Source organism: Pseudoalteromonas holothuriae, from assembly GCF_945859825.1.
GTDB lineage: Bacteria > Pseudomonadota > Gammaproteobacteria > Enterobacterales > Alteromonadaceae > Pseudoalteromonas > Pseudoalteromonas holothuriae.
In genome coordinates, this window is record NZ_CAMAPC010000003.1 from 1 (window position 1) to 25,946 (window position 25,946).

16 protein-coding genes and 1 pseudogene are annotated in these 25,946 nt (G+C 37.3%); 8 read left to right on the forward strand and 9 right to left on the reverse strand.

Translation table 11 applies throughout. The features are described from left to right. Positions 1-255: 255 nt before the first annotated feature. The 4 genes from OCI93_RS04575 to OCI93_RS04590 form a co-directional block, all read right to left on the reverse strand. The gene (locus OCI93_RS04575) at positions 256-444 is read right to left on the reverse strand and encodes a hypothetical protein (RefSeq protein ID WP_261625867.1); all 189 of its coding nucleotides are present in this window, start codon (positions 442-444) and stop codon (positions 256-258) included. 58 nt (positions 445-502) lie between these two features. Beyond that, positions 503-3,271, reverse strand: coding sequence for a hybrid sensor histidine kinase/response regulator (locus OCI93_RS04580; RefSeq protein WP_261591403.1), 2,769 nt, complete (start codon positions 3,269-3,271; stop codon positions 503-505). Between the two features lie 260 nt (positions 3,272-3,531). Next, entirely contained in the window at positions 3,532-4,422 is an 891-nt protein-coding gene (locus OCI93_RS04585) for a cation diffusion facilitator family transporter (protein ID WP_261625868.1), read from the reverse strand. Positions 4,423-4,570: 148 nt separating this feature from the next. Beyond that, positions 4,571-5,053, reverse strand: coding sequence for a GAF domain-containing protein (locus OCI93_RS04590; RefSeq protein ID WP_261591401.1), 483 nt, complete (start codon positions 5,051-5,053; stop codon positions 4,571-4,573). A 179-nt stretch (positions 5,054-5,232) separates the two neighbouring features. On the opposite strand from OCI93_RS04590, the gene OCI93_RS04595 reads away from it, so the two are divergent. From OCI93_RS04595 to OCI93_RS04625, 6 genes are all read left to right on the forward strand, one after another. Continuing rightward, complete coding sequence (locus tag OCI93_RS04595; protein ID WP_261626052.1) at positions 5,233-9,930, forward strand: ATP-binding protein; 4,698 nt, start codon at positions 5,233-5,235, stop codon at positions 9,928-9,930. A 40-nt stretch (positions 9,931-9,970) separates the two neighbouring features. Beyond that, on the forward strand, positions 9,971-11,194 hold the full coding sequence (locus OCI93_RS04605) for an EAL domain-containing response regulator (RefSeq protein ID WP_315942695.1): 1,224 nt from the start codon (positions 9,971-9,973) through the stop codon (positions 11,192-11,194). 126 nt (positions 11,195-11,320) lie between these two features. Next, positions 11,321-12,583 carry a response regulator gene (locus tag OCI93_RS04610; RefSeq protein ID WP_261625869.1) on the forward strand — a complete coding sequence of 421 codons (1,263 nt, stop codon included), beginning with the start codon at positions 11,321-11,323 and terminating at the stop codon, positions 12,581-12,583. 15 nt (positions 12,584-12,598) lie between these two features. Beyond that, positions 12,599-15,256, forward strand: coding sequence for a PAS domain-containing hybrid sensor histidine kinase/response regulator (locus OCI93_RS04615; protein ID WP_261591399.1), 2,658 nt, complete (start codon positions 12,599-12,601; stop codon positions 15,254-15,256). Then, entirely contained in the window at positions 15,246-15,614 is a 369-nt protein-coding gene (locus OCI93_RS04620) for an Hpt domain-containing protein (RefSeq protein WP_261591398.1), read from the forward strand. The genes OCI93_RS04615 and OCI93_RS04620 overlap by 11 nt, the downstream gene beginning before the upstream one ends. A gap of 296 nt (positions 15,615-15,910) precedes the next feature. Continuing rightward, positions 15,911-16,786, forward strand: a complete 876-nt coding sequence (locus OCI93_RS04625; RefSeq protein WP_261591397.1) for an AraC family transcriptional regulator — start codon at positions 15,911-15,913, stop codon at positions 16,784-16,786. Between the two features lie 194 nt (positions 16,787-16,980). On the opposite strand, the gene OCI93_RS04630 is transcribed toward OCI93_RS04625, so the two are convergent. Beyond that, on the reverse strand, positions 16,981-18,384 hold the full coding sequence (locus tag OCI93_RS04630) for a YfcC family protein (protein WP_261591396.1): 1,404 nt from the start codon (positions 18,382-18,384) through the stop codon (positions 16,981-16,983). A 571-nt stretch (positions 18,385-18,955) separates the two neighbouring features. Here OCI93_RS04630 and OCI93_RS04635 point away from each other — a divergent pair. Further along, a complete protein-coding gene (locus tag OCI93_RS04635) occupies positions 18,956-19,741 on the forward strand; it encodes a hypothetical protein (RefSeq protein ID WP_261591395.1) in 786 nt (261 codons plus the stop codon). A gap of 187 nt (positions 19,742-19,928) precedes the next feature. On the opposite strand, the pseudogene OCI93_RS04640 reads toward OCI93_RS04635, so the two are convergent. The 3 genes and pseudogenes from OCI93_RS04640 to OCI93_RS04650 all read right to left on the reverse strand — a co-directional run. Continuing rightward, a pseudogene (locus tag OCI93_RS04640) lies at positions 19,929-21,426 on the reverse strand (ISNCY family transposase); the annotation flags it as partial. A gap of 363 nt (positions 21,427-21,789) precedes the next feature. Next, on the reverse strand, positions 21,790-22,428 hold the full coding sequence (locus tag OCI93_RS04645; protein ID WP_261591394.1) for a hypothetical protein: 639 nt from the start codon (positions 22,426-22,428) through the stop codon (positions 21,790-21,792). 4 nt (positions 22,429-22,432) lie between these two features. Then, on the reverse strand, positions 22,433-23,098 hold the full coding sequence (locus OCI93_RS04650; RefSeq protein ID WP_261591393.1) for a class I SAM-dependent methyltransferase: 666 nt from the start codon (positions 23,096-23,098) through the stop codon (positions 22,433-22,435). Between the two features lie 213 nt (positions 23,099-23,311). Between OCI93_RS04650 and OCI93_RS04655 the strand changes: the two genes are divergently transcribed. Continuing rightward, positions 23,312-23,779 (forward strand): MarR family winged helix-turn-helix transcriptional regulator, encoded by a 468-nt coding sequence (locus OCI93_RS04655; protein ID WP_261625870.1) that lies wholly within the window; start codon positions 23,312-23,314, stop codon positions 23,777-23,779. A gap of 304 nt (positions 23,780-24,083) precedes the next feature. On the opposite strand, the gene OCI93_RS04660 is transcribed toward OCI93_RS04655, so the two are convergent. After that, positions 24,084-25,526, reverse strand: a complete 1,443-nt coding sequence (locus OCI93_RS04660) for a M12 family metallo-peptidase (RefSeq protein WP_261625871.1) — start codon at positions 25,524-25,526, stop codon at positions 24,084-24,086. Positions 25,527-25,946 lie beyond the last annotated feature (420 nt).

Sequence of the window (25,946 nt, forward strand, 5' to 3'; positions counted from 1 at the left end):
ACCTTGCTCGGTTACTAATGCCACAACTTCTTGTTTAAATTCTGCTGTGTAACTTCTGTTTGTTCGTTTTGTCATTTAACACCTCAATAATTGGATTATATTCCATTATTAAAGTGTCCTGTTTGATTAAAGCAGATCAGTTTTCGGGATATGAAGAAATTGTTGATGAAGTTTCAAAGGCATGGGATCACTTTGTTTCAATACCGGATCGAGTGACGAAGATGTGTAGTCGAGAATGGATAAAGTTGATTTAATCTATATTCGGATTGGTATTAAACGAACTTTTTGAGCTCGCTCTACACCCACTATATCACTACAGTCACCCGGTGGTTCAACTGCTATTAAGTGTTGTTTTGTAAGCGCAGTAACTAACGGTGAGTAAGTTGCACGCCCTTGATAAGTATTAAGAGAAACCAATCTGTACGCACTTTTATCGTCAGTCACGCAAGCAATAGTGCTTGTAAGTATGGTATCCGTTAAGTGTTTAGGGTTATATCGCTATTTACGTAATATCTTGCTTACTACGTTTCAATGCTGTAAATAGCAACTCTTTATCAATTGGTTTGGCAACAAAGTCATTCATGCCTACTTGCAAACATTTTAACCTATCTTCACTATAAACATTGGCTGTAATAGCGATAATATAAGGTTGACCGTATTTTTGAGGCTCTTTGCGAATATGTTCTGTGCATTCATAACCATCCATATTTGGCATTTGACAGTCCATAAGAATGATATCAACGCTTTGATCTTGTAAGAACCTTAAGGCTTCAACGCCATCCATTGCCTTATACAAATTACACTGTGTACTTTGTAACGCTTTAGCGACAACAATTTGATTAACCATATTATCTTCAACAAGCAACACGGTTACATCACTGAGATCAAGCCTAGTCTGAGGCTGGCTAAATTCAACTGCAAGCTGCGCTTTTACTGCTGGTATACTTAATGTAAAACAGCTGCCTACTTCTGGTTCACTTAATACTTCTAAATCACCGCCCATCAAAGTGGCTAAACGTTTTGAAATAGTTAATCCAAGACCAGTACCACCATAACGACGGGTAGTAGATACATCACCTTGTGTAAACTCTTGGAACAGCTTTGCTTGCTGCTTGTTAGATATACCTATACCGGTATCTTTGACACAAACTTGCAATTGCTCATCTTGATAGCCCACTTGCAAAGTAATATTACCCCGCTCAGTAAACTTACCTGCATTATTAAGCAGATTATTGGCAATTTGCGTCACTCTCAACGAATCAATTAACAAGCATGCTGGTAATTCAGAAGACAATTGATACTCAAACTCTACGTGCTCTTTTAAGCCCGCTTGCTTGAAAAGTGATGCTATATTGTCAAACATTTTCAACACATCTGATGGGTGCGAGTCAATGGTTAATGCCCCAGCCTCTATTTTTGAGTAATCAAGTATATCATTTAGGATTAGTAACAAATTTTTGGCAGACGTGTGAACAATCTCTAATTGCTGTAAGGTTTCTTCATCCGCTTTTTTCTGTTCAAGTAAAATACCAGTTAAGCCAATAATACCATTCATTGGTGTACGAATTTCATGACTCATATTCGCCAAAAATCGACTTTTTGCCTTATTCGCATTATTAGCAGAAGCAACAGCCTCTAGCAGTTCCTCAGTTTTCTCGTTAACTTGTTGCTCAAGTTCACGATTAAAATTAGTAAGCTTTTTGTTTAACTCTTCATTTTCATTATTAGCTAACTCTAGTTTAGAAAAGTTCATCGTAAGCTTAAAAGCTAATTGATTGAAGTGCTGCTGCAAGGTAATAACCTCTAAGCAACTTGCGTCCTCGCTTGCAGAGTTTTTCAATAACGAGCTGGGTTCAAAACGATTTATATCGTCACTTAATGCACCAATGGGTTTTACCAAAAACCGTGATAATTGACTAACAAAAAAACTACTGAGAATTATTATAGCCAGTGCCAACAACAATGATTTCATCCATGCAGAAGCTGCCGCTAAACGAATTAGGTGGCCTTCTAAAAGGGTAACAACAGTCCAATTGAGTCCGTCGACTTTTACTGCATGGCGATAATATACTTCTCCTTGATCTGTAGTATAGGACGATTGCATATTATCAAACCAGCCATCAAGTATTGGGGGGGCCACAATATCAAGCGCACTGAATGATGAAGAAAGTGAACTGAATACAACTTGATTCGCGTTATCTAAGATGATTAAATCGCCTTTATTTGACAAAATATTCGGTTGAAAACGAGCAAATGAGCCAAAAAGTACTGAAGCTTCAACAATACCGCTAAACTCGCCCTTCTTAAAAACAGGTGCTGATATTGCAACAATTAGATCATTTCCAAAACCTCGGCCTTTTAAAATTGGCGAAATATAGCCATTAGGATAAAATGGAGCCTGAACAAAATACTCTCGCTCAACCACAGACAAAGACTCTTCGATACGGTTACTTTTAAACACCCTTGGGTAAAATGATTGAACCAAACCCTGATTATCAGCAAAAATTGCGGTTCTTAAGTCAGGCTGAAGGTCTACAAGAGATTTTAAAACTGAATGCTCATCTAAGCCTAACTCAACAGCTTTAGCCGACCCGACTACCGCGCGACGATAATTTTGTAAATAGTCATGCAGCTGAGTACTAATATTAGTGGCTGAGCCATGTAGTTGCTCTTGAACCTCAAACTCAATCCGACGATAGTTATTATTAGTTAAAACAATGGAAGTAATGAGCACAACTAGCACTATCAACAAGCTTATGGTGTAGTTTAAGATGGAATTAAGAGGCCGTGCCCGCCATAAGTGGCGAACAAAGAAAAAGCTAAGCAAGTCAACTACGGCAAGATAAAGTGCTGCATTGATAAAGTACTTAGCCAGCGCTGTCACAATCACTAAATTCGGCAAACTAAGTAAATAGTGTCCAAATATCAATAAAATAGGCAATCCAACTGCAAGCCAAAAGCCTAAGCCCCGTATAAAAAATGGTTTGCCTTTTTGCACGCAAAATATTTGCAACCAAATAATTTCTAATACAAAAACGACAGATGGCCAGCTATGTCCCCATCGATAAAAAATAAACCCTGCACCAATTGCCACAGCAAGCAGTGCATATTTCCAGCCAAACAATACCAAACATAACAATACAAAAAGCTGACCGAATAAAAATTCAGATGAGTCTAAAAAAAAGAAAGGGAGTAAATTGGCTCCTCCACCTAACCCACCAATAACAAGCGTTAAGATAAAAGGCATATATTTATGAAGATAATTTGGCACAGAGTATTCCTGATAAACTACCCTATAAAGGTAAAAGAAAATAAGCTTCTTGCCAACTATTTAGTCACTTTTGACAACTAAAAAACCAAATTTAATCTATATTATTGCAAATATAGTCATTAACAAGCGAAACATCGCTGTTGTGTATTTTTCTCGGCAACTTATCTTTAGTCCAAAGCAGTTAATCCATAAAGTCATCTTAGGGCATGATTTTGCTACAGTAAATTCAACAAAATTCATACCTCAAAGATAAACACACCCTAATGTAAAGGGCATTGATGGCTTTCTACTTGCAGCACACATTGCTCTACATTAAAACGATTTTTTAGTGCACCCTCAACTTGTAGCCTGCATGAAGAATCATGTAATTCAACAGTACAGTGATGCTTTAATACGATATGTGCACCAATAGCCAGCTGACCATCTAATTCACTAACAGTAATATTATGCACACTTTCAACATGCTCTGTAGATAAAATCTCTTTTTCAACTTGAATAATTTTTGGTAATTTTTTATGAGGCAGAAACAACCCAATAACACAGCTTTTCACTACCTTAATACCTGTAAATAAAACAAACACAGAAATCAGTAAGCTCGAGATAACATCTATGATTCCCCACCCTGTTACATAGATCATAATACCAGCTACAAAAGTAGAGACGGTAGAGAGTAAGTCAAAGAAAGAATGTAAAAACACTGCATATACGTTAATGCTGTCTTTTCTTCCTTTATACAATACCCAAGTAGACAAGCCATGAAACAAAAATCCAATAGCAGCAATAACAGACATTAGATAAGAATTAACTTCCAACTGATGACCATCATTGTGGTGAAGAATACGCTCTGTTCCTTCTGCCATGATAAGTATAGAAATAGCCAGATAAAGCATGCCATTAATAAGGCCGCCTACATACTCAGCTTTTTTATAACCATCGTTAAAATTTTTAGCAAGGTATACAGCAATACTCGAAGCGATCAGAGCGATAAAAAGCGAGCTATTGTGAACAAATAAGTGTCCAGCGTCTGCCAACACCGCTAATGAATTAGCATAATACGCTCCAATTAGCTGAATAACCATAAATGAGCAAGTGATTGCCAACGCAATAAGTAGCCTGCGCCTTGAAGCTTTGTGAGTTGTGATGTCAGTCATTGACAGATGGAAAACCTTAAAAAAGTGAAATGCACCGCAAGGGTAATGATATACAGTCTCAATTGTAACTATTTTTCATGCTTGGCGCATTAAAAACCTGACCTACACTTTATTTTTATTCATTTCTCCCACTAAAATATCTAATGCGCTAATGGCAAAACTCAGCCATTACTTTGTCTGCTACCTCACGTAGCACTTTAATATCGTCATCATCAAAAGCTCGAGGCTCAATATCAATCAAGCATAAAGTACCTAACGCACTGCCATTTTTATGAATTAATGGTGCACCAGCATAAAAACGAATATAAGGAGGACCAACTACCAAAGGATTATCCTTAAAGCTCGCGTCGGTTAGTGCATTGGAAACTACAAACACATCAGGCGACAAAATAGCATGACCACAAAATGAAATATCTCTGCCTGTCTGACATGCTTCTAGCCCAACTTTAGACTTAAACCACTGTCGGTCACTATCTACCAAGCTAATTAAAGCAACAGGTACACAAAATACATGCGCAACAAACTCGGTTAGTCTATCCAACTTAGGGTCAGGCTCCGAATCTAATATCCCAAGTTGATTGAGTGTTTGAATTCTTAACGGCTCATTTGCAGGTTGTTCGGGCTTTTTCATAATGAAAGTTAAATAGCAATTTGGAAACCTTGTTCTATAGTAGTTTATTAACGCCCCTTAGTGATATGAATATGCAAAAATTTTTTAAAAAACTCCTTTGCTTTATCTTACTATTGGGTTGCTTTTACATGTTAGATCGTATTTCTATCAATTATGATCAGGCAAATAAGCATTTCAAGATGCACCAGCACGTGTTCATAAATAGCAAACAATTTTTGCTGTTCAGCAATATCATTTTTTCACTGCAAAAGGAAAGGGGATCAACCGCCGTTTTTAATGAACAAAACAGTTCTGCCATGCCTACCCTATTATCTCAATACAGACAAGCAACAACACAGCACTTTACGCAAGCAATCAGCTTCTACACTCAAAAAGGTAATACGTCGACTTATACCAACATGGTTGAGATGCTAAACATCTATTTTCAGCGCACAGAAAATATTAGGAACCAAGTAGACTCACAGCAACTTTCAGCAAATCAATTATTTGCTCAATATACCGCGCTAATAGAATTTTTATCAGACTCACTATTAGCTATCAAACATCGTACATTTACTGATAACAATACTAAAAACACGATATATCCAGACTTATCCCACTACCTAGATTTAATTTACTTAATTGAGTATGCAGGAAAACTACGAGCAAAGATTGGCATACTACTCAATAAGCCAGATGCGAATAAAAACATACTAATACCAACAACTCTCTACCTTAACTCGAACATAAACAATTCATTATCGACTAAAAATTTAAGCAAAAAAACCTTGAATATTCTCCATGCTATTGAAAATTCAGCAGAGAAACAAAAAATAAACAACTTAATGGTGGGGCTGAAAAGTACAGGCCAAGCTAAAATGAAACCATCACTTTGGTGGGAAACAAGCACATCATATATTAACCAATTGACCTCATTGGTCACAGCCATCACTGTTAATGGACAAGAAAATGCTCAACGTAGTATGCATACCGAAAAAGTAAAAAGTCAGGTTATTTTTATTACCTCAATTGCTGTGGTGTGTGTGGCTATTTTCTTACTTTACTCGATGTGGTTATTAATGAAGCCCCGCGATAAACATCAACACACGACGATAAACTATTGGCAGCTTTGCATTGTATTAATTGTCATATTACTCATTACCTTACTAACTCATAGAATCAGCCAAAGAGACCTTGATAATCAACTAAAATTGCAGTTTACAGCTGAATTAAAAAATAGTGCAATAAATACGCTAAAAAGTATTAAACAGGTTTGGTTCAATCCCACAATAGAAAGTTTAACTGCAACTCAAGCGAACCTGTTTAACCTAACAACTGCCGACATAAAAGATAACGCTTTACTAAACCAGCTAAACATTGGTAGTGACTTTGCTATCTATGATGTGCAAAACCAGACCTGGTTATTAAATGACAATAAACAATTAGCAATTGCATTAGAGCAAGTTAATAAACACTATGAACTTATTAAACAGGGTCATGTTGTATCAACAACCGTTGTTACAAATGAAGCTATGAGTGCACATTTTGTAACCTCTTTGGTAAACGAACAAGGTATTCAGCCGTATTTTTTGTGGTACTCCAAAACCGATTTAACTGCCCTTAAATCAATTCTAAAATCACCCTTTTTAGATTCTGATTCGACCGTGCTTTATTTTGATAGAAATCATACCCTGACGAGCCAAAAAAATTATAAAAATCACTGGCTGCAAGACCACACCACGCCAGCCACGATTCCCCTCGCCCTAAAAAACAAACTCAAACGACTCGAATACATTAATTACCTCAACAAACCAGTGTTGGGGGTTTTATCTTGGAATAACGAGCTACAGATGGGAGTAGGTGCAGAACAAGAAGTGGCTATTATTGATAACATTGTAAAAAATGTACAAAGGGAATTTTCTATTCAATTGTTTATTTTACTGTTCCTAAGCGGCGCTATTCTATCAATTGTCTATCGAATCCAAAACAAAGCATTTGAGCAACTTGCACTTTCAGAGCAACAACTAGAAAAAGATAAAATTCAGCTTAATAATGCCCAAAAAATTGCTAATACTGGCTCTTGGGAATGGTACTTTGGTGACCCCCAAGTCACTATTTCTAAAGAATTATCTAATATGCTTCAATTGCCAAGTGATACAAACAGCTATTCGGCTCGCAGCTTGTTAAGATTTATAGAACCTGCATGTCGGCATGACTTATTGCACTCAATAAAAAAACATAATGGTCGCAGCTCCATTACCATGCGATTGATAACACAAAACCTCTCAAGTATTTCTCATATCGGGTTCGCAGCCAACTGGCAAATCACTGAAATGGCTCATACTGGTACGCAACAAAAGAACCTTGTCGGCATCATCAAAAATGTCACCGAACAAGTCATGGAGCAAAACCGTCAGCAGAAACAACAAACAGCGCTAAAGGCAGCTCGAGCAGCTGCACTTGCCAAAATGGAAGAAGCGGATCAACAACGTTTTGCATTAGAGTTAGCGTTAAAAGAAAATAAAGAAACCGAACGCCTTTTACAGCAAACTCTCGACAGCATACCCGCGTTTATTTTGTTATTAGATGCTAGCGCTAAAATAACCTTAGTGAATCAATACTGGTTTAAAACACAACACGCGGACCAGTTTAGTGGTGGACTATTTCTTAACACTTTCTTTAACGTAGGAGATGACTGTATTGATGCTATCAACTCCTTACCCTTAACAAAAAGAGAACCCTTACTAAATGGTCTAACAGAAGCTAAATTTCAAGACAATTATATAAAAGAACTTGAATGCGAATATATCATTACTGAAGGCCCAATATGGTTTGAAGTCATTATAACGACCATTGAGACACACAACGGCAAATCAATTTTAATGTATCAGCATGACATAACGCAGAGAAAACAAGATGCTTTTCAATTGCAAGATGCTAAAGCTAAAGCAGAACTCGCCAATGATGCTAAATCTCGTTTTTTGGCCACCATGAGCCACGAAATAAGAACCCCCATGAATGGTGTTGTTGGTATGCTTGATTTACTTCATCAAAGCACCCTTTCTCAAGAGCAGAGTCATTTAACATCTGTAGCCAAAAACTCTGCACTGATGCTGCTTAGGATCATTAACGATATTCTCGACTTTTCCAAAATCGAAGCAGGTAAAATGTCCATAGACTGGTTACCGTTCGATTGGCGCGATGTTATTCAAGAAATAGCAGAGCTGTTAGCACACCAAGTTAAAGAAAAAAACCTTCAGATGTACTTTATGTTTGATCCAAAACTTGGTTATTGGCAATTGGGGGACCCAATAAGAATTAGACAGATATTGCTTAACCTAATCGGTAATGCCGTCAAGTTTACAAAAACTTCTTCCAGTAAAATTGGCTTGATTGAGGTTCATATCTCTATAGCCAAGAACAACGATGAAATAATCGAAATATCTGTAAAAGATAATGGTAAAGGCATGACAAACGAGCAACAGAAATCCTTGTTTAAGCCATTTATGCAAGCCGACAATAGTATTCATAGAGAGTATGGAGGTACAGGTTTGGGTCTGTCTATTACTCAAAAGCTGACCGATATGATGCATGGTTCAATCAGCTGTGAAAGTACAGAGCATCTAGGTAGTACTTTTAAACTATCACTTCCCTTTCGTGAACATATTCCGCAACAAAACAACAAAATTGCAATTTACTTCAATAATATCAGTGTCTATGTATTGGGTGATGATGACATCTTTGAGCAAGATTTACAGGCAAATCTAATAGCGCACGGTGCCAAATGCGAGGTAATTAACTGGGTGAATATTAATGACAGTAATATTAGTGCGGTCAGCGCCGATTATATTGTGGTAACACTTGAACGCTACCAACAAATTATTACTTCAAATTATCAATTTCAACCTAATAATGATAAGGCTATTTATATTATTCTAGTGGGTGACAACTTTACCACGCCTCTACCGACAGAAAACTGCTTTGAACCTATTTACTACAACCCTTACTATAGCTTCAAAATAGTTGAGCACATCGCCGTTCGCGAAGGCATTATTAGCCCTGACATCCCCCTCCCCCAGATCGTCAACAATAACGACACAGCACCACCAAGTATTGAACAAGCGCAAAAAAATAACCAGCTTATTTTAGTTGTAGAAGACAATGCTTATAATCAAGATGTATTCAGGCGCCAGCTAAGCTTACTTGGTTACCAATGTATGATTGCCGAACAGGGTCAAATGGCTTTAGAATTTATAGCCACACATTCATTTGCCTTAATAATTACCGACTGCCATATGCCTATAATGGACGGATACACCTTCACTAAAAAGTTTCGTGAAATAGAGCAACAACAACCCACAATCAAAGAGCTGCCTATTATTGCCGCCACAGCAAATGCCCTAAGCGGTGAACGTGAAAAGTGTTTATCATGTGGCATGAACGATTACATATCTAAACCGATTGAATTAGCGCATTTAAAAAATTTACTACACAAATGGATGCCTAATCAGCCAGAGCAAAAAACAGCCCAAACAAGCGTTACCCCAACAAGTAACGCATTGATTGATTTAGCATTGTTGTCAAGCTATGTCGGTGATGATAAGCAAATACAGCTGCTATTTTTAGAAAACTTCATGAGTGATTCAGACCCTCTTATGAAATTACTCATAGATCACACTGCTGATATCGAACAGGTCAAAAGCTTAGCTCATCAACTAAAGTCCTCTGCAAAAGCAATAGGTGCAACCGAACTTGCCAATAACTATCACGAGCTAGAGCAGGCAGCCAAAGACAAAAAATCTGAAAAAGTTAGCACAATACTTCCAACCTGTGTTTCACAATTCAATGCTGTATGTTCTGAAATTACAACTATACTTAAGCTTAGTGATTTGCACTGATAGATGCGTCGAAAGCTCAGGTAGATACAAAGGCTAACTAATGGATGTAAGAGAATCATTAAACGTAATAGCAATTGATGACAATAGTCTGATCTTGACACAGTTAAGGCTGCTGCTGTCTCACTCTTATAGTGTCAATTTTTCAGGCTTTACCAAGGGTTCTGAAGCTTTATTACACATAAAACATGAACAAACAGATTTAATTTTTTTAGATCTAAATATGCCTGATATGGATGGCATTGAAGTATTGAGGCACCTATCTGATTTAAATATTTCAGCTTCAATAGTACTTCTGAGCGGTGAAGATAACACCATAATAAAGATGGCAAAAAACTTAGCACAATTGAGAAATTTAAACGTTATAACAGGGTTAGATAAACCCATTACGGCAGCACAAATTAAACAACTCATGGAGTCATTATTTAGCATCGCTCATAGCCAAGCCCCTAATCTGTCATCGCATTCATTCGAGATAGAAGAATTAAAGAGTGCGGTCGAAAATAAACAAATGTGCCTGTATTTGCAACCTAAAGTCGCCTTAAAAAATGAAGAAATTATAGGTGCAGAATTTCTTGTCAGGTGGGATCACCCCGAGTTTGGCATATTATCGCCCTATTATTTTCTCGATATTATTGAACAATCTGACCTTGTACATGATTTTTCGATTGTTATTGTCAATGAAGCCTTCGCATTCATAGAGCAGCACTTTAAACTTGTTCAGTCTCTCACCTTTAACATTAATTTAAGTGTAAAAAACTTAGAAGACCTTCAGTTACCTGAACGACTTGCAGATTTAGCCAAAAGTTATCGTGTACCACCCAGCATGATAGTTTTTGAGGTCACAGAGAGCCTGTTAATTGAGAACTTAGCACAGTCATTAGATGTTTTATTAAGGTTACGTCTAAAAGGATTTTCACTGGCGATAGATGACTTTGGTACTGGCTACTCTTCAATCAAACAATTGAGTCAAATCCCATTTTGTGAACTAAAATTAGATAGATGCTTTATTCACGACTGCGCAATAGACAAAGATAAACAAGCGATTATTGAAGCAACGGTATCTCTTGCTCAAAAGCTTAATTTAAAGGTAGTGGCTGAGGGTATTGAACAACAACAAGACCTCACTTTTTTAGACAATTATCAAATTGACTACGGCCAAGGCTATTTATTTGCACTGCCTTTAGAAAAAATCCACTTTTTAAAAACGATTGAGCAGCAATCAAGTTATACGCGAGATAGTAAACGCAACATAATGAGAGGATAAGGCAATTAAATCGCCAAATTGGTATTTTTCATTATTCACGATATTTAAAAACTCTTGCCAAAATTAGTCGCATGTATGTGCAAATGTAGCAAGGTAAGTTTCACCATGGTAACTAGGAAGTGAAACATGACTCGTAAAGAAGTGGAACACGTTGAACGCCACCCAAAAGTTGTACTTTTGTGTGAAGATGTAGAAGAGCTTGCTGGAGTTACTGAGGTCATATCCTCACAAATATCGGCCTTCAGAACGCTCTGTAATTTCGATGATATGCAACAAGTATTAGTCGACTCAACACCTTTAGTTATTATTATTGCAATGTCAAGCGTGAGTAAAAGTGTTGAACTATATAGTCTATTAGCCAAAGGTGGCATGCTAGATTACCCGCACGAAAATATTCTATTGTGTGAAAATAGAGAGTCAGGTATTGGCTTTCGATGCTGTATGAAAAATATATTTCGGGATTACTTCATCTACAAACCCATGTATGAAAATTACCGCTTACGGATGATATTACACAACGCACTTTTACGTAGCAAAGAAGCGCATGATATTACTCACATCAGAGAAGAGCACTTTGGCAGAATTGATGAAGATCTAAAGCAGCTTATTGATGATGCAGCCCAATATCACCAATCAGCCGAGCAAACCTTAAAAGATGCCAGAAAAGATTTACAAAATGCTTCTGGTATAAACGAGGTACAATCAGCTTTGATACAAGATCTCAAAGCTCAGCATATCGACCCGCTATTAGATAAGCTGGAAGCACAATTATCTGATAGTGTTATAGAGCTCACCAAAAGATTGAAAAGCAAACAGTTCTCTGTGGCTGAACTATCAGCACTACTCACAGAGCGCGCCATACCAAATACCAACCACCAAGCGTCCTTGCTTAAGGAAAGTAAGCCTGAAACACAAAAAGTACAATCGAATGGACACAATGGTTATTTGGATCTTCCCTCTTCGAAGGAAGAAAACACTCCGCAGCCTGTCAAAGAAGAGCCGTTAAAAAACGCTAAAATAATGGTCGTTGAGGATAATGAAATTTATCGCGAAATGATAAGCAAAATACTACGTGATGAAGGTCATTATGTTGAAAGCGTAAGTAGTGGACTCACAGCGATAAAGATGCTGAGAAAGCATAAGTATGATTTAATTTTCATGGATTTATTTATGCCTGAGCTTGATGGTTACAATACCACTAAAAATATCCGAAATATTCCTAATTGCAAAAGCATTCCTATTATCGCCTTAACAAGCAATAAAAACAAAGAGCTCATCCGAAAGTGGGCGAGCTTAGGACTCACCGCTTATATTGCGAAACCATCAACTAAGCAATCAATTCTTAAAGCTGTCGAAAAGTGTAATGCTATAAACCAGCTTAGAGTGTGATTAAAGGCTTAATGTATGAAACTCAATGTCAGCAACACCCCTGCTCTAATGGTGTCACATAGCCTGCACATATTAGACATTAACGAACCAGCCCTTGTATTAATATCCCAAACATACAAGGATGTTATAAACAAGTCGGTAGAAAACTTCTTTACTTGCCCGCAAAAAATATCTTTAAAGCAATTAAATGCTTATGTAAACCAAACTATTTTATTGGAAGTTGACAACAAGCCTTTTACTGCTTTGATTTTACCGCAACAAGAAAGTACTTTTTCAATAATATTGATTGACCAACAACCTCAAGACAAAACACCAGCCGAGCATAAAAACCAAGTGATTGGTCGCTGGATGTACAACACAATAGACCGCACGTTTCAACTTTCAAAAACCTGTGCAGCCTTATTAGCGTTAGAGCAAAAAACTGCAATTTCACTTGACTATATCATAGAAAACTTGGCCAAATCGGATACTGGACAGGTTGTTAATGCCTTTAAAGAAGCGGGTATTAATAAACAACCTTTTAGTCTTGAAGTTCATACAAAACACTCTCTAGACGTTGCCCCTTTACAGTTAATTTGCCATGGTTTACAAGATGAATCTGCACCTACATTGCTTAAAGGTATTATTAAACGAAATATCTATACGCAAAAACTAGATTGCAAACTTGATGAACAACATGAAAGACGAGGACGTGCATTAGAAGGTGGGCAAATAGGTACTTGGAGTATCATACATTACAAAAATGAAATGTCTGTTCGCTGGGACAGTCAAACTTGCAAGTTATTACACCTTCCAGCTACGAATAATCATGGTAGCATTTGCACATGGATTAACCATATTCACCCTCAGGATGCACCCTCAGTTAAAGCGGCAATTGAACACGCATTTATACAAAACAAAGACTTTGAACGCGAATATCGCTGTATATTGCAAGATGGAAGTTGTATTTATATCTATGCCAAAGGTGTACTGAGCAACGATTCACGTACTAACACCTCCTTTTTGGATGGCGTCATCATTGATCATACGCCAATATATGAAGCACGGATGCGACTCGAAGAGTCTAACTTACTACTCGAAGCAAAAGTAAAATCACGTACTGCTGAACTAGATCAGGCCGTCAAGCATGCTGAGATGGCGAGTCAATCAAAATCAGAGTTTTTATCTATGATGAGCCATGAGTTAAGAACACCAATGAATGCAATTATTGGTGCTTTAGACTTGTTAACCGATCAAGACAATAGCTTTGAAGAACAAGAGTTACTTGATACCGCTGCAATTGCTGCCAATAACCTAGTTTCAATTCTTAATGATATTCTTGATATAAACAAAATTGAAGCAGGGAAACTTGAACTAGATTGCTTTGATTTTGATGTCTCTAAAATGTTGAATAATATTATTGTTATCTTCGGCCCAATAGCAGAGCAAAAAGGCGTGAAATTAAAGGTTTTAGAATCTGACAATCTGCCTGCTGAGCTCAATGGTGATGAAAACCGTATTCGACAAGTTATGTTTAATTTAGTGAGTAATGCGATTAAGTTTAGTGGCAACGACTCTAGTAACATGGGACTTGTATCAATCGCTTTATCTTGTGAAAAAGTTAATGCTCTGGTCAGTAAACTTATTTTTGTAATTAAAGACGATGGTATAGGCATTGATAAAGAGACATTAAAAAAGCTTTTTACGCCATTTACGCAAGCAGATAAGAGTACGACACGGCAATTTGGTGGCACAGGCCTTGGATTAGCAATTTGTGGTCGGCTCATTGAATTAATGGGTGGCGAGATCGTAGTTAATAGCGAAGTCAATATTGGCAGTGAATTTACAGTCAGCATTCCTATTTGGAATTTCAAGCCACGAGAGCTGCAAACACTTTATTCTTGCATTACCCTCTTCTCTAATATTAACGACACGCCTGAAATAGAAAACTTAAAGAACAAGTTATCTTTTTATTGTAATGAGATTATTGTCATACCCATTAACAGCTTAACCTCATATGATACTAGCAGTGAGAACCTTAATATTCTGATTGCCACAAGTATGGCTGATATACACGAACTTGATTCTTGCTCATTTACTCCCCATGACGTTTTACTTTTATACAAAAGAGACTTGTTTGAGCAGTTAACTGAGCGCTTTAAAAAAACCTTCAAATTAAATTTAGACACACTGACTTTTTTCACATTACAAAAGTATTGCTTACAGTTGAAAGAACGCTCAAAGCTGGAGTTTGAACCTTTACAAGAAGATGATTTTGCAATTAACTTAGATTTAACAACCGAACCTAATAACGACTCTCCTTACCAGCTCCCGCTGCTCGTAGTTGAAGATAACGAATTCAACCAAAAGCTGATGGTTAAACAGCTTTCAAGGCTTGGCTACAACTGTGAATTGGCATCTGATGGATTACAAGGATTAAAAATGTGGCAAAACAATGATTATGCTCTGATTTTAACTGATTGCCATATGCCAGGTATGGATGGATTTGAACTAACACGCCAAATAAGAAAATTTGAAGAAAAAAGCGCTGAAATTCCCATAATTGCAGTCACTGGCGCAGCAATGAAAGGCGACCAAGAGTATTGTTTATCCGTTGGGATGTCAGATTTTATTAGCAAACCAGTTACTTTGGCTAAATTCAAAAATACACTAGAGAAATGGTATGGAAATTAATACGCTAGATAGCTTGAAAACGTTAAATGAAGATGTAATGTTAGAACTGCTTGGTGATGATAGAGATGAAATTAATAGTTTTCGCCAACAATTTTTGGTACAAGCCAAAAATAGTCTGCAAAAAATTGCTGGTTACTATCGCCAAAACCAAATAAAGGCAATCAAAGATGAGGCACATTATTTAAAAACATCCGCTAAAGCGATTGGGGCTGAACGTTGCGCATACTACTTACAACAACTTGAAGACACCACTCAAACACATGCTACTGAAAATATAAGAAAGCAACAATGTAGGGCATATATAGAGTCACTTAGCAACGAAATAAAAAGTGTTTTTCATGCCTGCAATAACAAATAAATACATCTCTTAATTAATAATCACACACATTCCTCAGCCTTAAAACATCAAGGCTGATACGGTTTATCTGTGCAAAATTAACCGGTTACTTACTGCTAATTAAATGATTTTATCTATCAAAAGAGCATATATAAGCTTAATTACGTGGCACTATTACAAAAAGTTAGCAAACATTATCAATAGCACCTGCGATACATTATCCATGTTGTCGCTAAAGCGAATATATCAATCTACATAACCAAGCATCTTTTAAAAGTAGATTGTGTTAGCAAAATAATACCTTCTAGGAAAACGTAATGACGCTTAAAAATACGACGAAACATAGCTACAGGCAAAGATTGCTCACTGTTATAGATTATCTTTACGGGCACCTTGATATGGACTTAGATGTAAATACCCTCGCAGAGCGAGCTAACATGTCAGCCTATCATTTTCATCGCATCTATAGAGAATTTACTAATGAAACGGTTAACACCACGGTTAGAAGGATGCGTCTGTTCAAAGCGGCAACATTGTTACTACACAGCAACTTGAGTCAAATTGACATCGCGAAGCAAGTGAAATATGCCAGTGTTGAAGCTTTTAACCGAGCATTTACTAAGCATTATGGTGAAACACCCAACCAATACCGTAAGCACCGCAGTGCAACAAAGCTTGAATCATCTGTGTTTTATCCAACTGATCCGAAGGAGTATAACAAAATGTATGACGTAGAACATATTAACAATGAAGGCTTAACTTTAATCGCATTATCGCACCAAGGCGATTACATGCAAATTGGCCAAACATTTGACAAACTTGCCATGTTAACTGGCAGTGCAGGGTTAATTAATGATAATGCTCGTTCTTTTGGTATTTATTACGATGACCCAAAAACAGTTAATAAAGATCTATTAAGATCAATGGCATGCATTAGCATCGAAAACCCAAACTCTGAGCTACCTAACAAGCAATTACAAATTATTCAACTACCCGCAGGCAAAGCCATTAGTGTAATATTTAAAGGAGATTATACAGAATTAGATAAGCCATATGACTGGTTGTTTGGTCAATGGATACCTAATAATCAAGTAGAACTTGAAGATTTCCCGCCGTTTGAAGAATATCTAAATGATGTGAAAAGCACCCCGCCATCGCAATTACTAACTCGTATCAGCTGCCTGATAAAGTAATAACAGCAATAGCACTTAATAGCATTTGAATACACCTTTAGAATCTTCAGGATTACCTTAAGATTAGGGTAAGATTTAAGTAAGCTATTTAGTCCACTTTCTTCGTCTAGTTAACCACACATAGCCGACAGCAAAATAGTAGGAGCTTGAGCTTGGTAGGCTAGTTAAAAGCCTACCAATAAAGATTAAGCTCACTAAAGCTGTGGTTGCACGTCTAACCCATAGCCAAACATAACGGCCAAAACTAATACAACACTTGCTGTAAGCATTAACTTGGCCATAAGCGGTAAACAGAATTTAAACCAATGAGTATAAGGTACCCCAGCCATGCCAATTATTCCCATTAAAACAGCATTTGTAGGTACTATCATATTAGAAAATCCATCACCAAACTGATAAGCCAATACAGCAACTTGACGAGGTACACCAACTAAGTCACCAACAGGTACCATTAGTGGCATAGTTACATACGCTTGACCGGAGCCTGATGGAATAAACATATTCAACAACGTTTGGATAAATAGCATGCCAACAGCCGATACTTCAGCAGTAACATAAGACAAAGGCGTAGACAATCCATTAACGATAGTATGCAAGATTTGACCATCTTCTAAAATTAAAGCAATGCCTCGTGCTACCCCAATCAAAATAGCGGTTGTCACTAAATCGGACACCCCCTCAATAAATTTATTCGCTGCATCATCTGCTGAAAGCTTACCTATGATTGAAATGACTATGCCCCATGCGACAAACAACCCACCTAACTCATACAAATACCAATGCAACGTAGCAATTCCCCAAACCGCAATTACGAGCGTAACGATGAATGATAGCAAGACTGTTTGATGGCGTTTATTAAGCGCAGGGTAGTTTTGCTGTGCCTGGCCATTAAGCGGGCAAGGGCAGTCTTTTAACATAGATAATTCAGGGTTGGCCTGCACTCGTTTAGTGTAACTCCATACATGATGGAAACCGATGAGTACGAAAGGTAAAAATATTGCCAACCTTAACCAAATACCAGAATAAACAGGAATATCAGCAATTTGTTGTGCAATCAATACCGTAAATGGATTAAAGGCAGAAACACCATAGCCTATACCATAGCCGGCGATAATCATGCCCACTGCAGTCATGGCATCTAACTTCATCGCTTTACAAAGTGCCACCAAAATCAACACAAATGGTATGTACTCTCCCGCGGTACCGATAGCACTAGATGCCAATGCAAAGCAAAAAACGACCATAAATATAAGCTTTTGAGGCTTATCACCATGCTTTTCTAATAGCCGGCCAATAAGCGCATCAACCGTGCCCGTTGCACGTGCAATAGATAAAACACCACCTACAATCAAAACAAAAAATATTACATCTTGTGCCGCAGCAAAGGCTCTAGGTATTGCTTTGAGTAAATCCCAAGGAGTAAGCAGCACCCTATCCTCAGTTAACTGATATGTACCAGCAAGTACCATTTGCCGTCCAGAATCGGTGGTTGCTGTATCAAAAAACCCCTGCGGGGTGATCCATGTGGCAACCAGCGCAACAACCATCATACCTAACAGTAACACTAAGGTATGAGGCACTTTCATATTTTGTCCCATTAAGGCACTACCTTAAAAAATTATAAGTTATTTGTGTCCACATATTACCTATATAAGGCTCAAACTTCATCACTTTTACGACCAAAACCAACTATCACAATCAAACGCCCTAAAGCTTATTGTCGGTCACAATGAAAACTAATTAACCTCAATTCTGGATAAGCGAATTAGCTATTTTCTCACTCTCGCGTTGCTTTCATTTGTAATAGTCCACTATTACTGCATAAAAGCGCCTTAGTATTGAACAAAGTATTATCATTAGATGGTACGTAATGTTTATTCACAACAATATTTTCTATTCCAAAACTCTTATCCAAATCTGAGGTTGATTAATAAGCAGTATTTTCAATCATATAAATGTCATAAATTTATGTATTACACCACCTAAAGCATTCACAGACCTTACTTATACACTAAAAATTAAAAAATTTGTAATATATTGATTTAAATCAATATAAATAAAAAACACCAATTGACAGCGCTGTCATTAATAACTATGATCGCCTTGCTTAGCAGTAAGGGCCCACTGCTTAACCTAGAAACATTGAATGACACAAAAGGAATAACTTGTATGAAAAAGTTCAGCGTAATATTTGCTCTTGCAACAATCACAGCGTCAACTAGCAGTTTTGCTTTACCTAATCAGGCTTTTGATACTGATGGCTTTGAACGTGTTACACAGTATGCCCATGGACCTATCGCGACCTCTATAATTACTAGCGAATTTGCACATAAACTTAACGTTTACCTTCACCCTCGTAATGTAGGTGATTTTTGTAGCTATGGTAACATTTATGCGCAGACTACTGGCGAACACATTGTGCATGCTGATATCTCCAGAGTGCCTGCACAAGTTGTGATCCAGCAAGCAACTGCTGATATTCCAGAACAGTATTTAACACAAAACAAGCAATTACGTGTATCTTGTACCACAGTCCAAGGTGAAGATTATGATGTACTGGTTAATATTCCGGGTGCACCAATTATAGAATGGGAAGTCGACGTAGAGCCTCGCGGTGAATTTGTGCATCGTCCGAATACCTATGGTTATCACAGTGCATACAAAGTTAATAGCCACTTACGAATTAATAATCAAAGCAACGATGGACGCTGCCAGACACTTTCTAACAGAGGCATTGAGTTAGGCCTTTTCCACAACAAAAATAGTAAAGGACCATTTCATTCAGACGTGTTCTCAACACTCAAGACTATAGATAATACACAGGCCGGCCAACCCGTTCTATATCAAATGATTGAATGTCAAAATGCTGCAGGAAAAACCTTAGCAATTAAAGTGTTTACACTGACAAACCCTACTGACATTTATATTGTTGAAGAAGACTTAATCGTTAAATAAATTAAGTAGAACGGATACTGCTTAACCAAACAGTATCCGTTATATGTAGTAATGTGATTACCAAGGGAGTCTGACGGTATGATTACCAAGGGAGTCTGACGGTATGATTACCGAGCGACTTTGACGTAGCAACACTAACAGCCTCAACCCAAGTTGACAACTTAGGCCGACTTGGAAGCAACTCTAATTTAGCAAGCCTCAGTGCAGCAGTATTCATATTTTCTCTTAGCCAGATGTAGCGTACACCCGCAGGACTTATTTCAACTGAGTAGTTTGTCTTTAGCTGACGAGATACCTGAGCTTGCCCCAAGTGTGGGTTTTGCAGACTGAACTCGATAACGAGCTTTTCTATTTCTTCCTCTGTTCGATTTAAGTGACGATGGTTGGGCATTTCTTGGCGTCTTAGCGCATCAATACCGGCTTCTTTGACTAATCGCCTGTGACGATAAATAGTATCTCTAGATACACCACTAAGCCGAGAAGCCTCACAGACGTTACCAAGCTTATCAGCTAAGGCTAATACATCTAATTTCTTCTGTATTTCAATGTCCTCCATTGACGTCTTGATTGGCTCAACCACCTCATTTATCTTTAAGTGACGGCCAGCGAAGTAAGCACTGAATTTGCCTTGTGATTGACTTCGTATTTCAATTTTTTGATTCGCTATTGAATGCTTAAGCGCAGACTCAATGAAGTAAAACTTATTCCCATAGCTAAAGGTATGGTCATTACGGATCTTACGGTATTGCTTAATCACACAGATATCATCGAGATTAACATGGGGTGGCAATAGCTTATATTCCAAGTTATTCAGCTTAGCTTCTACGGTTAGTTTTTTATGCCAGAACTGAGGAATAAACACATGCTGTAAATAACTGTTGGCGCTAACCATATCGTTGATATTGTTCAGCCTTAATTCTGGTATTAAACGGTCTTGTAACGTATCGAAGGCTCGCTCAATTCGTCCTTTACCTTGTGGCGAACTGGCAAAGATGATTTCAATACCCATCTCCTCACAAGCACGTTGCATTTGTGAGAAGTTACTACGTTTAGGCCCACCAAAAATGCCTGCACTATCCACATAAAGCGTTTTAAAAACACCACGTTTTTCGATGATACTGCACAAGACTTTTAAGCAACCGGCAGTGGTTTCTGACGGAAAAAAACTCAGCAAATAGCTCACTCGTAGCATCATCTATCGCAGCAATGAGACAAAACTTCTTATTACCAAACCAGCGGTGTGGACTACCGTCCATTTGCAACATTAACCCAGCAGCTTCGATGCGTTCTCTATGTTTATGAACTCGACTTCGTCTACGTTTAGCTCGCTTTACGTGATGGATATCATGCGCCCAGCACCTCAGGGTTTCTCGTTTAACAACAATATGCTCATTGGTCTCTAGCAACTCAGCAAGGTGAAGTAGATTAAGATCATAGTACTTTTCTCGAATCAGTTGTTGCACGCTCTGCTTTAATTTTTCGGGCGTTTTATTAACTGGCGCTTTACCAGAATTACCATGAATAATGAACTGAACACCAACCTGACGATATCGGTGCAGATAGCGTTTAATAGTTCGTCTAGATTTATTGAGAAGTTTAGTGGCATTACCAATGGTCAAACGACCTTCAGCTACCTTGGCAATCACATCAACAGCCAACTGAGCTTTGGAATTCATCATGATCATCCTTAGCACCTTTTAAATACTCAAATAGTTATTTAAAAAGCATGGTCAAAGATAACCGTCAATTTCCCTTGGTAATTAGCGATTACGACAAAATCGCTTGGTGTTAACACCGTTATATATAGTAACTCATATCTAATCTGACACCTTTCAGTTTTGGATTCGACCTAATCGTACAGTTGATTAGGTCAACTATGAGTCTAGAGCAGTCAAAATGGTGGTTAATACTCACCTAATAAATTTAAGTCGGCTAGGATATGAAACCGGACGTTAGCCTTGGCAAATCTAACGACTGCTGATCCGGTTATATAGTCATTAATTCCTGTGTTATTTGAAGGCACAAATTGAATAGTCGGTTTGTTTTAGTCAAGATATTCGTTGAAAAAGATACAATGGAGCCGTTTTTTTGTAATCAACCCCTTTTCTGGCTTCATGTAAAGATTCTTTATTAATAGATACATCTTTCTTGGGAAGAAAATATGCATCCAAATCTGAAATAGAAAGGCGGTATTTGTTGTATGATTTTTTTATCGCTGCAACTAATTTATAATCTTTATCAATAGCGGCTAATCCGGCATCCCCATGGCTATTATTTACTAGAAGATAACCATTAACTTTCAAGTAATTTTTACATGTATCTGAAATGAATCCTGCATATTGTGAAACTAACAGGTCGAATTGGTTTTCTAATTTTGGAATTGGGATTGTATAGTCTTGAGCATAGAAAGTAACATCAGGATCTGCAGAATATACTTTTCTATCAATAATGTACGAAATATATTTATAGTCTTTAAAAAATTTATTAGCCTGCTTGTCCGAATCTATAAAAACCACATGCGGGAATATAAAGGCAGGAGATATATGTACGTAGCTTCCCGGATATAAAACACTTTCAATTTCAAATTTGTCTTTAAGTAATTGAAAAAGATCAATTTGCTCATAATCTCTCTCTACATAATATTTTTTATAAATATCAATACTATTGGTGTTAGTTTTAATCGTCATTATTTTACCCTAAAGATTCAATAGGCTTTTTATATCCTGTTATCACAGATGCAATTGCATCTTGCTCACGGCATTCACTGTTTGAAATGTTTGAAAAGCCAGCATTGTTAAGTAATTTAACAATCCCACTTCTTGTTTTCAGTTCGTGTTGGCATGAGGAGTCGTCTTTATCGCCAACTTGTTCTTGGCTGTATTCCACCGACTCTTCCCAAAGATCATCAATAGCAACAAACCGGCCAGATGGCTTTAATATTCTAAGCACTTCTTTCAGTCCATCGTTAACATTAACCCAATGGTGCAGTGTATTTACAGCTAGCACTAAGTCACAGCTTTCATTTCCTATAGGAATTTTTTCTGCTCCTGCAAGTAAAAATGTTACTCGTTGAGAGCTTTGCTCTTTAACTGTGAGTTCGGTCGCAATTTCAAGCATTTTAGGTGTTGGATCTATACCTATTACGTGTCCTGTCCTGAGATTTTTTGCTATTGCTCTAACAGCGGCTCCGCTTCCACATCCGATATCCAAAACAGTTTCTGATGGTAACAGGTTACATAATTCAGGGATTTTTTTATGCAGAACAAGTTCTCCCCACTGTTCAACATAATTTTTGGTAAGCGTCTCATTCCATGCACTAGCATGTAATTCCTCTTTGTTATCTTCTATATGTATCATATTCACACCAATCATTGTTAGGTTGTCTAACTATTATTGACATTTAAGTTAGTTTGTCAAACTAAATTTAATGTCAAGTTGTTTTCTTAAACAATATATTGGGTGCTATGTACAAAAATTTGTTTTGAAGTCAGTCATGTAGTTCATTGTTAGTATTTATCCAAAAAAAATGTTATTTTGTTAGATAAGCTAACTAAATAATTTGATTTAACTATGAAATTTGAAGACTCTCTAATAAAGTTTCAGCGAATGATATCTAGAACTTGGGATATTCAAACATTTGATAGTAAAGGAAACAATTTGAGTTACAGTGAATTTGAATACTTGCTATGTGTTCATAATGCAGAGAATGCAGAAATTGATCCTGAAAGTGATAAGCATGATGATAGTACTCATTTATCGGCACTAGCTGCTGAAATGCAGGTGCAAAAATCATCTGCAAGTTTAATGGTTAATAAGCTTGAAAAACGAGAGTTGATATATCGCGCAACTTGTCAATATGATGCAAGAGCACAGCATATACTATTAACCGAAAAGGGTCGGAAGTTGCTCTTAAACATACAAAGTTCTGTTTATAATAATTTGGCAAAAACGTTTAAAGGTCTTTTGGAAGAAAAAGAATATAATAATTTTGAGCAAACTCTAGCAAAAATTTGTGCGACATATCCTACAGAAAAATGATCGTCATTCTCCCAAATAAATATTAAATCTATTGAGAGTATTGTCAACGACCGCTTCAGGCTTAGAATTGCCGTTAGCTGCTCAAAAGCTAATGTCGGCTTATGGCTAAATGAAGCCACAAGGCATTAATTGATGTTAATGGTTCCTTTGTCGGATAAGCAGCCCTTTTCATAACTAAATAATTACGTGTAAATTGTCAGCCTATATAAAGCCCTAGTTTTGGATTTATAAGATCGAATACTGACTGACCCACGTTATAAGCACCTCATAGTTTAATCACTTTTAGTGATTAAACTATGTCAACTTACTGACATACCGTCATTCTTTTCCACACCTCTTGCCATTCGCTGTTACTGCTAGTTATACTTGGATCATCATTGTAGCTCCACCAGTTAGCTCGATATATAGCCCCCCCATGCACGACTTCTGTCCCTTTTTTATAAGCTTTATTAACATGCCACTGAGTAAATTGCTGACAATCTGCACCTTGACTCAAGTTGGTTAACAGAGGTGCCCAGTCATTATGCTGACGTGCATTATCATGCTCATCGGCCGTGCCAATATATTTATTATTGAACTCTTTACGAGGCGTAGAGAAATAATTGATTCGTGGACATTCCTTTGGACCTTTGGCAGAACTAATACAGCTGTAGGACATGATTGTTCTGAATGTCCAGTCTTGCGCATCGTAATATCCATGAGCATATTGAGCTCTAAAAGGCACTTCAGCAGTTGCTTCCCAATTATGTTCAGCACCGAATAAATGCCCCATTTCATGCGATAGCGTATTTCTTTGTAAACAATGAATATTAGTAACTGCCATAGATTGTTCTCGAACTTCTGCACCTATTGTTCGAGCAATACCACAGTAACCTTCTAGTAAGTTAGTTATCAGCATATCCATATCTGAGCCATATTTTTTACTCTGCTTAAGCTCTTCATCCATTGAGTTATTGTCCCAAATGTAATCAGCATCAGGAAATAAAAACTTTAACTTGTTAAGGTTTTCTCCTTCACTCAACCAAAAATCGACTGCAGTTATAAAGGGATTATACTCGTTATAATCAACCGACGTTACATTTGCGATTTCAATACTGACATTCACATCACTGTTTTTATACGCTTGATTCGTCTCGTCGATATAAAATTCAAAGTACTGCTTCGGATCTGCACCTATTTCTGCTAGAAAATTAGCGACGTCATTAGTGTAATACAGAGATAACCTTAGTGTTTGTTGCTGCGAATGAGATACGGCGCCAAGCTCAGCAATTTTTGCAGGTAGTGCCAAAGCACCAGCCTGTTGCCTTGAATGCTTCAACAACTCTTGCTCAGCTTCCTCACTCAAACCCGATGGTAATTTTGATTCCATAATGATGAGTTCATTGCCTCTGCTAATTAAGTTAAAAGCACCTTCAGGCGTGGCAAGAAAGCCTTGTGTGAGTCCATTTCGAGAGACACTTATCGACCCTCGAACCTCTCCACGCTTATCTCTTAGAAATAGCGTACCTGTTACTTCACTCACTTCATTATGTTCAAACTGGAGTGTGTATTGAGTACCACTTGGAAGTAGAACTGGATATTCAATTGATTGTAAATTTAGCTCGGCAGAGGGGTTTTTTATTACTCTGTATTCAACTTGCTCTCCACCAGAGAGTAACGCGACCATGCTTTCTACAGAGTTATTAGCTACAGCTGGTAGAGCAAATATTGAGCTTAACGAGAGTAATGCGAGTGTTTTTCTTTTCATTTCATGTTCCTTATATAATAAATTTAAGTTTCTATTAAAGGAAAATACATTGATAAAAAGAAAATAAAAACTCAAAAAATGTATCAAGTTGTAGCTTTTAATGGTTGCTTTTTACATTTAAGACAAAAAAAACTTAAATTTACAACTCCACCCCTAGGGTGATAAAAACGTTTGATACTGAAAATTCCGATATAACGACACTCACGGCCGCTCACTTTAATTTTGCCTCTGGCAATTTCAGTGATCACAAATAGATAGTTCGATATTTTATGACATCAGCACCACTATCATAAGTACTGGCGCTCAAGTTTCTTCAACTGCTGATAGAACAGGGCTCCTCTCGGCGAAAGCTAATCATGGGAAAAACTGATAGTACGTTTATCTTAATATTCAAAAATAGCGACACATTTGCCAACCTAT

Coding starts and splice junctions, on each gene's coding strand:
- OCI93_RS04635 (WP_261591395.1), top strand. CDS start 18,956: ATGAAAAAGTTCAGCGTAATATTTGCTCTTGCAACAATCACAGCGTCA.
- OCI93_RS04605 (WP_315942695.1), top strand. CDS start 9,971: ATGGATGTAAGAGAATCATTAAACGTAATAGCAATTGATGACAATAGT.
- OCI93_RS04645 (WP_261591394.1), bottom strand. CDS start 22,428: ATGACGATTAAAACTAACACCAATAGTATTGATATTTATAAAAAATAT.
- OCI93_RS04585 (WP_261625868.1), bottom strand. CDS start 4,422: ATGACTGACATCACAACTCACAAAGCTTCAAGGCGCAGGCTACTTATT.
- OCI93_RS04625 (WP_261591397.1), top strand. CDS start 15,911: ATGACGCTTAAAAATACGACGAAACATAGCTACAGGCAAAGATTGCTC.
- OCI93_RS04595 (WP_261626052.1), top strand. CDS start 5,233: ATGCACCAGCACGTGTTCATAAATAGCAAACAATTTTTGCTGTTCAGC.
- OCI93_RS04620 (WP_261591398.1), top strand. CDS start 15,246: ATGGAAATTAATACGCTAGATAGCTTGAAAACGTTAAATGAAGATGTA.
- OCI93_RS04660 (WP_261625871.1), bottom strand. CDS start 25,526: ATGAAAAGAAAAACACTCGCATTACTCTCGTTAAGCTCAATATTTGCT.
- OCI93_RS04650 (WP_261591393.1), bottom strand. CDS start 23,098: ATGATACATATAGAAGATAACAAAGAGGAATTACATGCTAGTGCATGG.
- OCI93_RS04590 (WP_261591401.1), bottom strand. CDS start 5,053: ATGAAAAAGCCCGAACAACCTGCAAATGAGCCGTTAAGAATTCAAACA.
- OCI93_RS04610 (WP_261625869.1), top strand. CDS start 11,321: ATGACTCGTAAAGAAGTGGAACACGTTGAACGCCACCCAAAAGTTGTA.
- OCI93_RS04655 (WP_261625870.1), top strand. CDS start 23,312: ATGAAATTTGAAGACTCTCTAATAAAGTTTCAGCGAATGATATCTAGA.
- OCI93_RS04630 (WP_261591396.1), bottom strand. CDS start 18,384: ATGGGACAAAATATGAAAGTGCCTCATACCTTAGTGTTACTGTTAGGT.
- OCI93_RS04615 (WP_261591399.1), top strand. CDS start 12,599: ATGAAACTCAATGTCAGCAACACCCCTGCTCTAATGGTGTCACATAGC.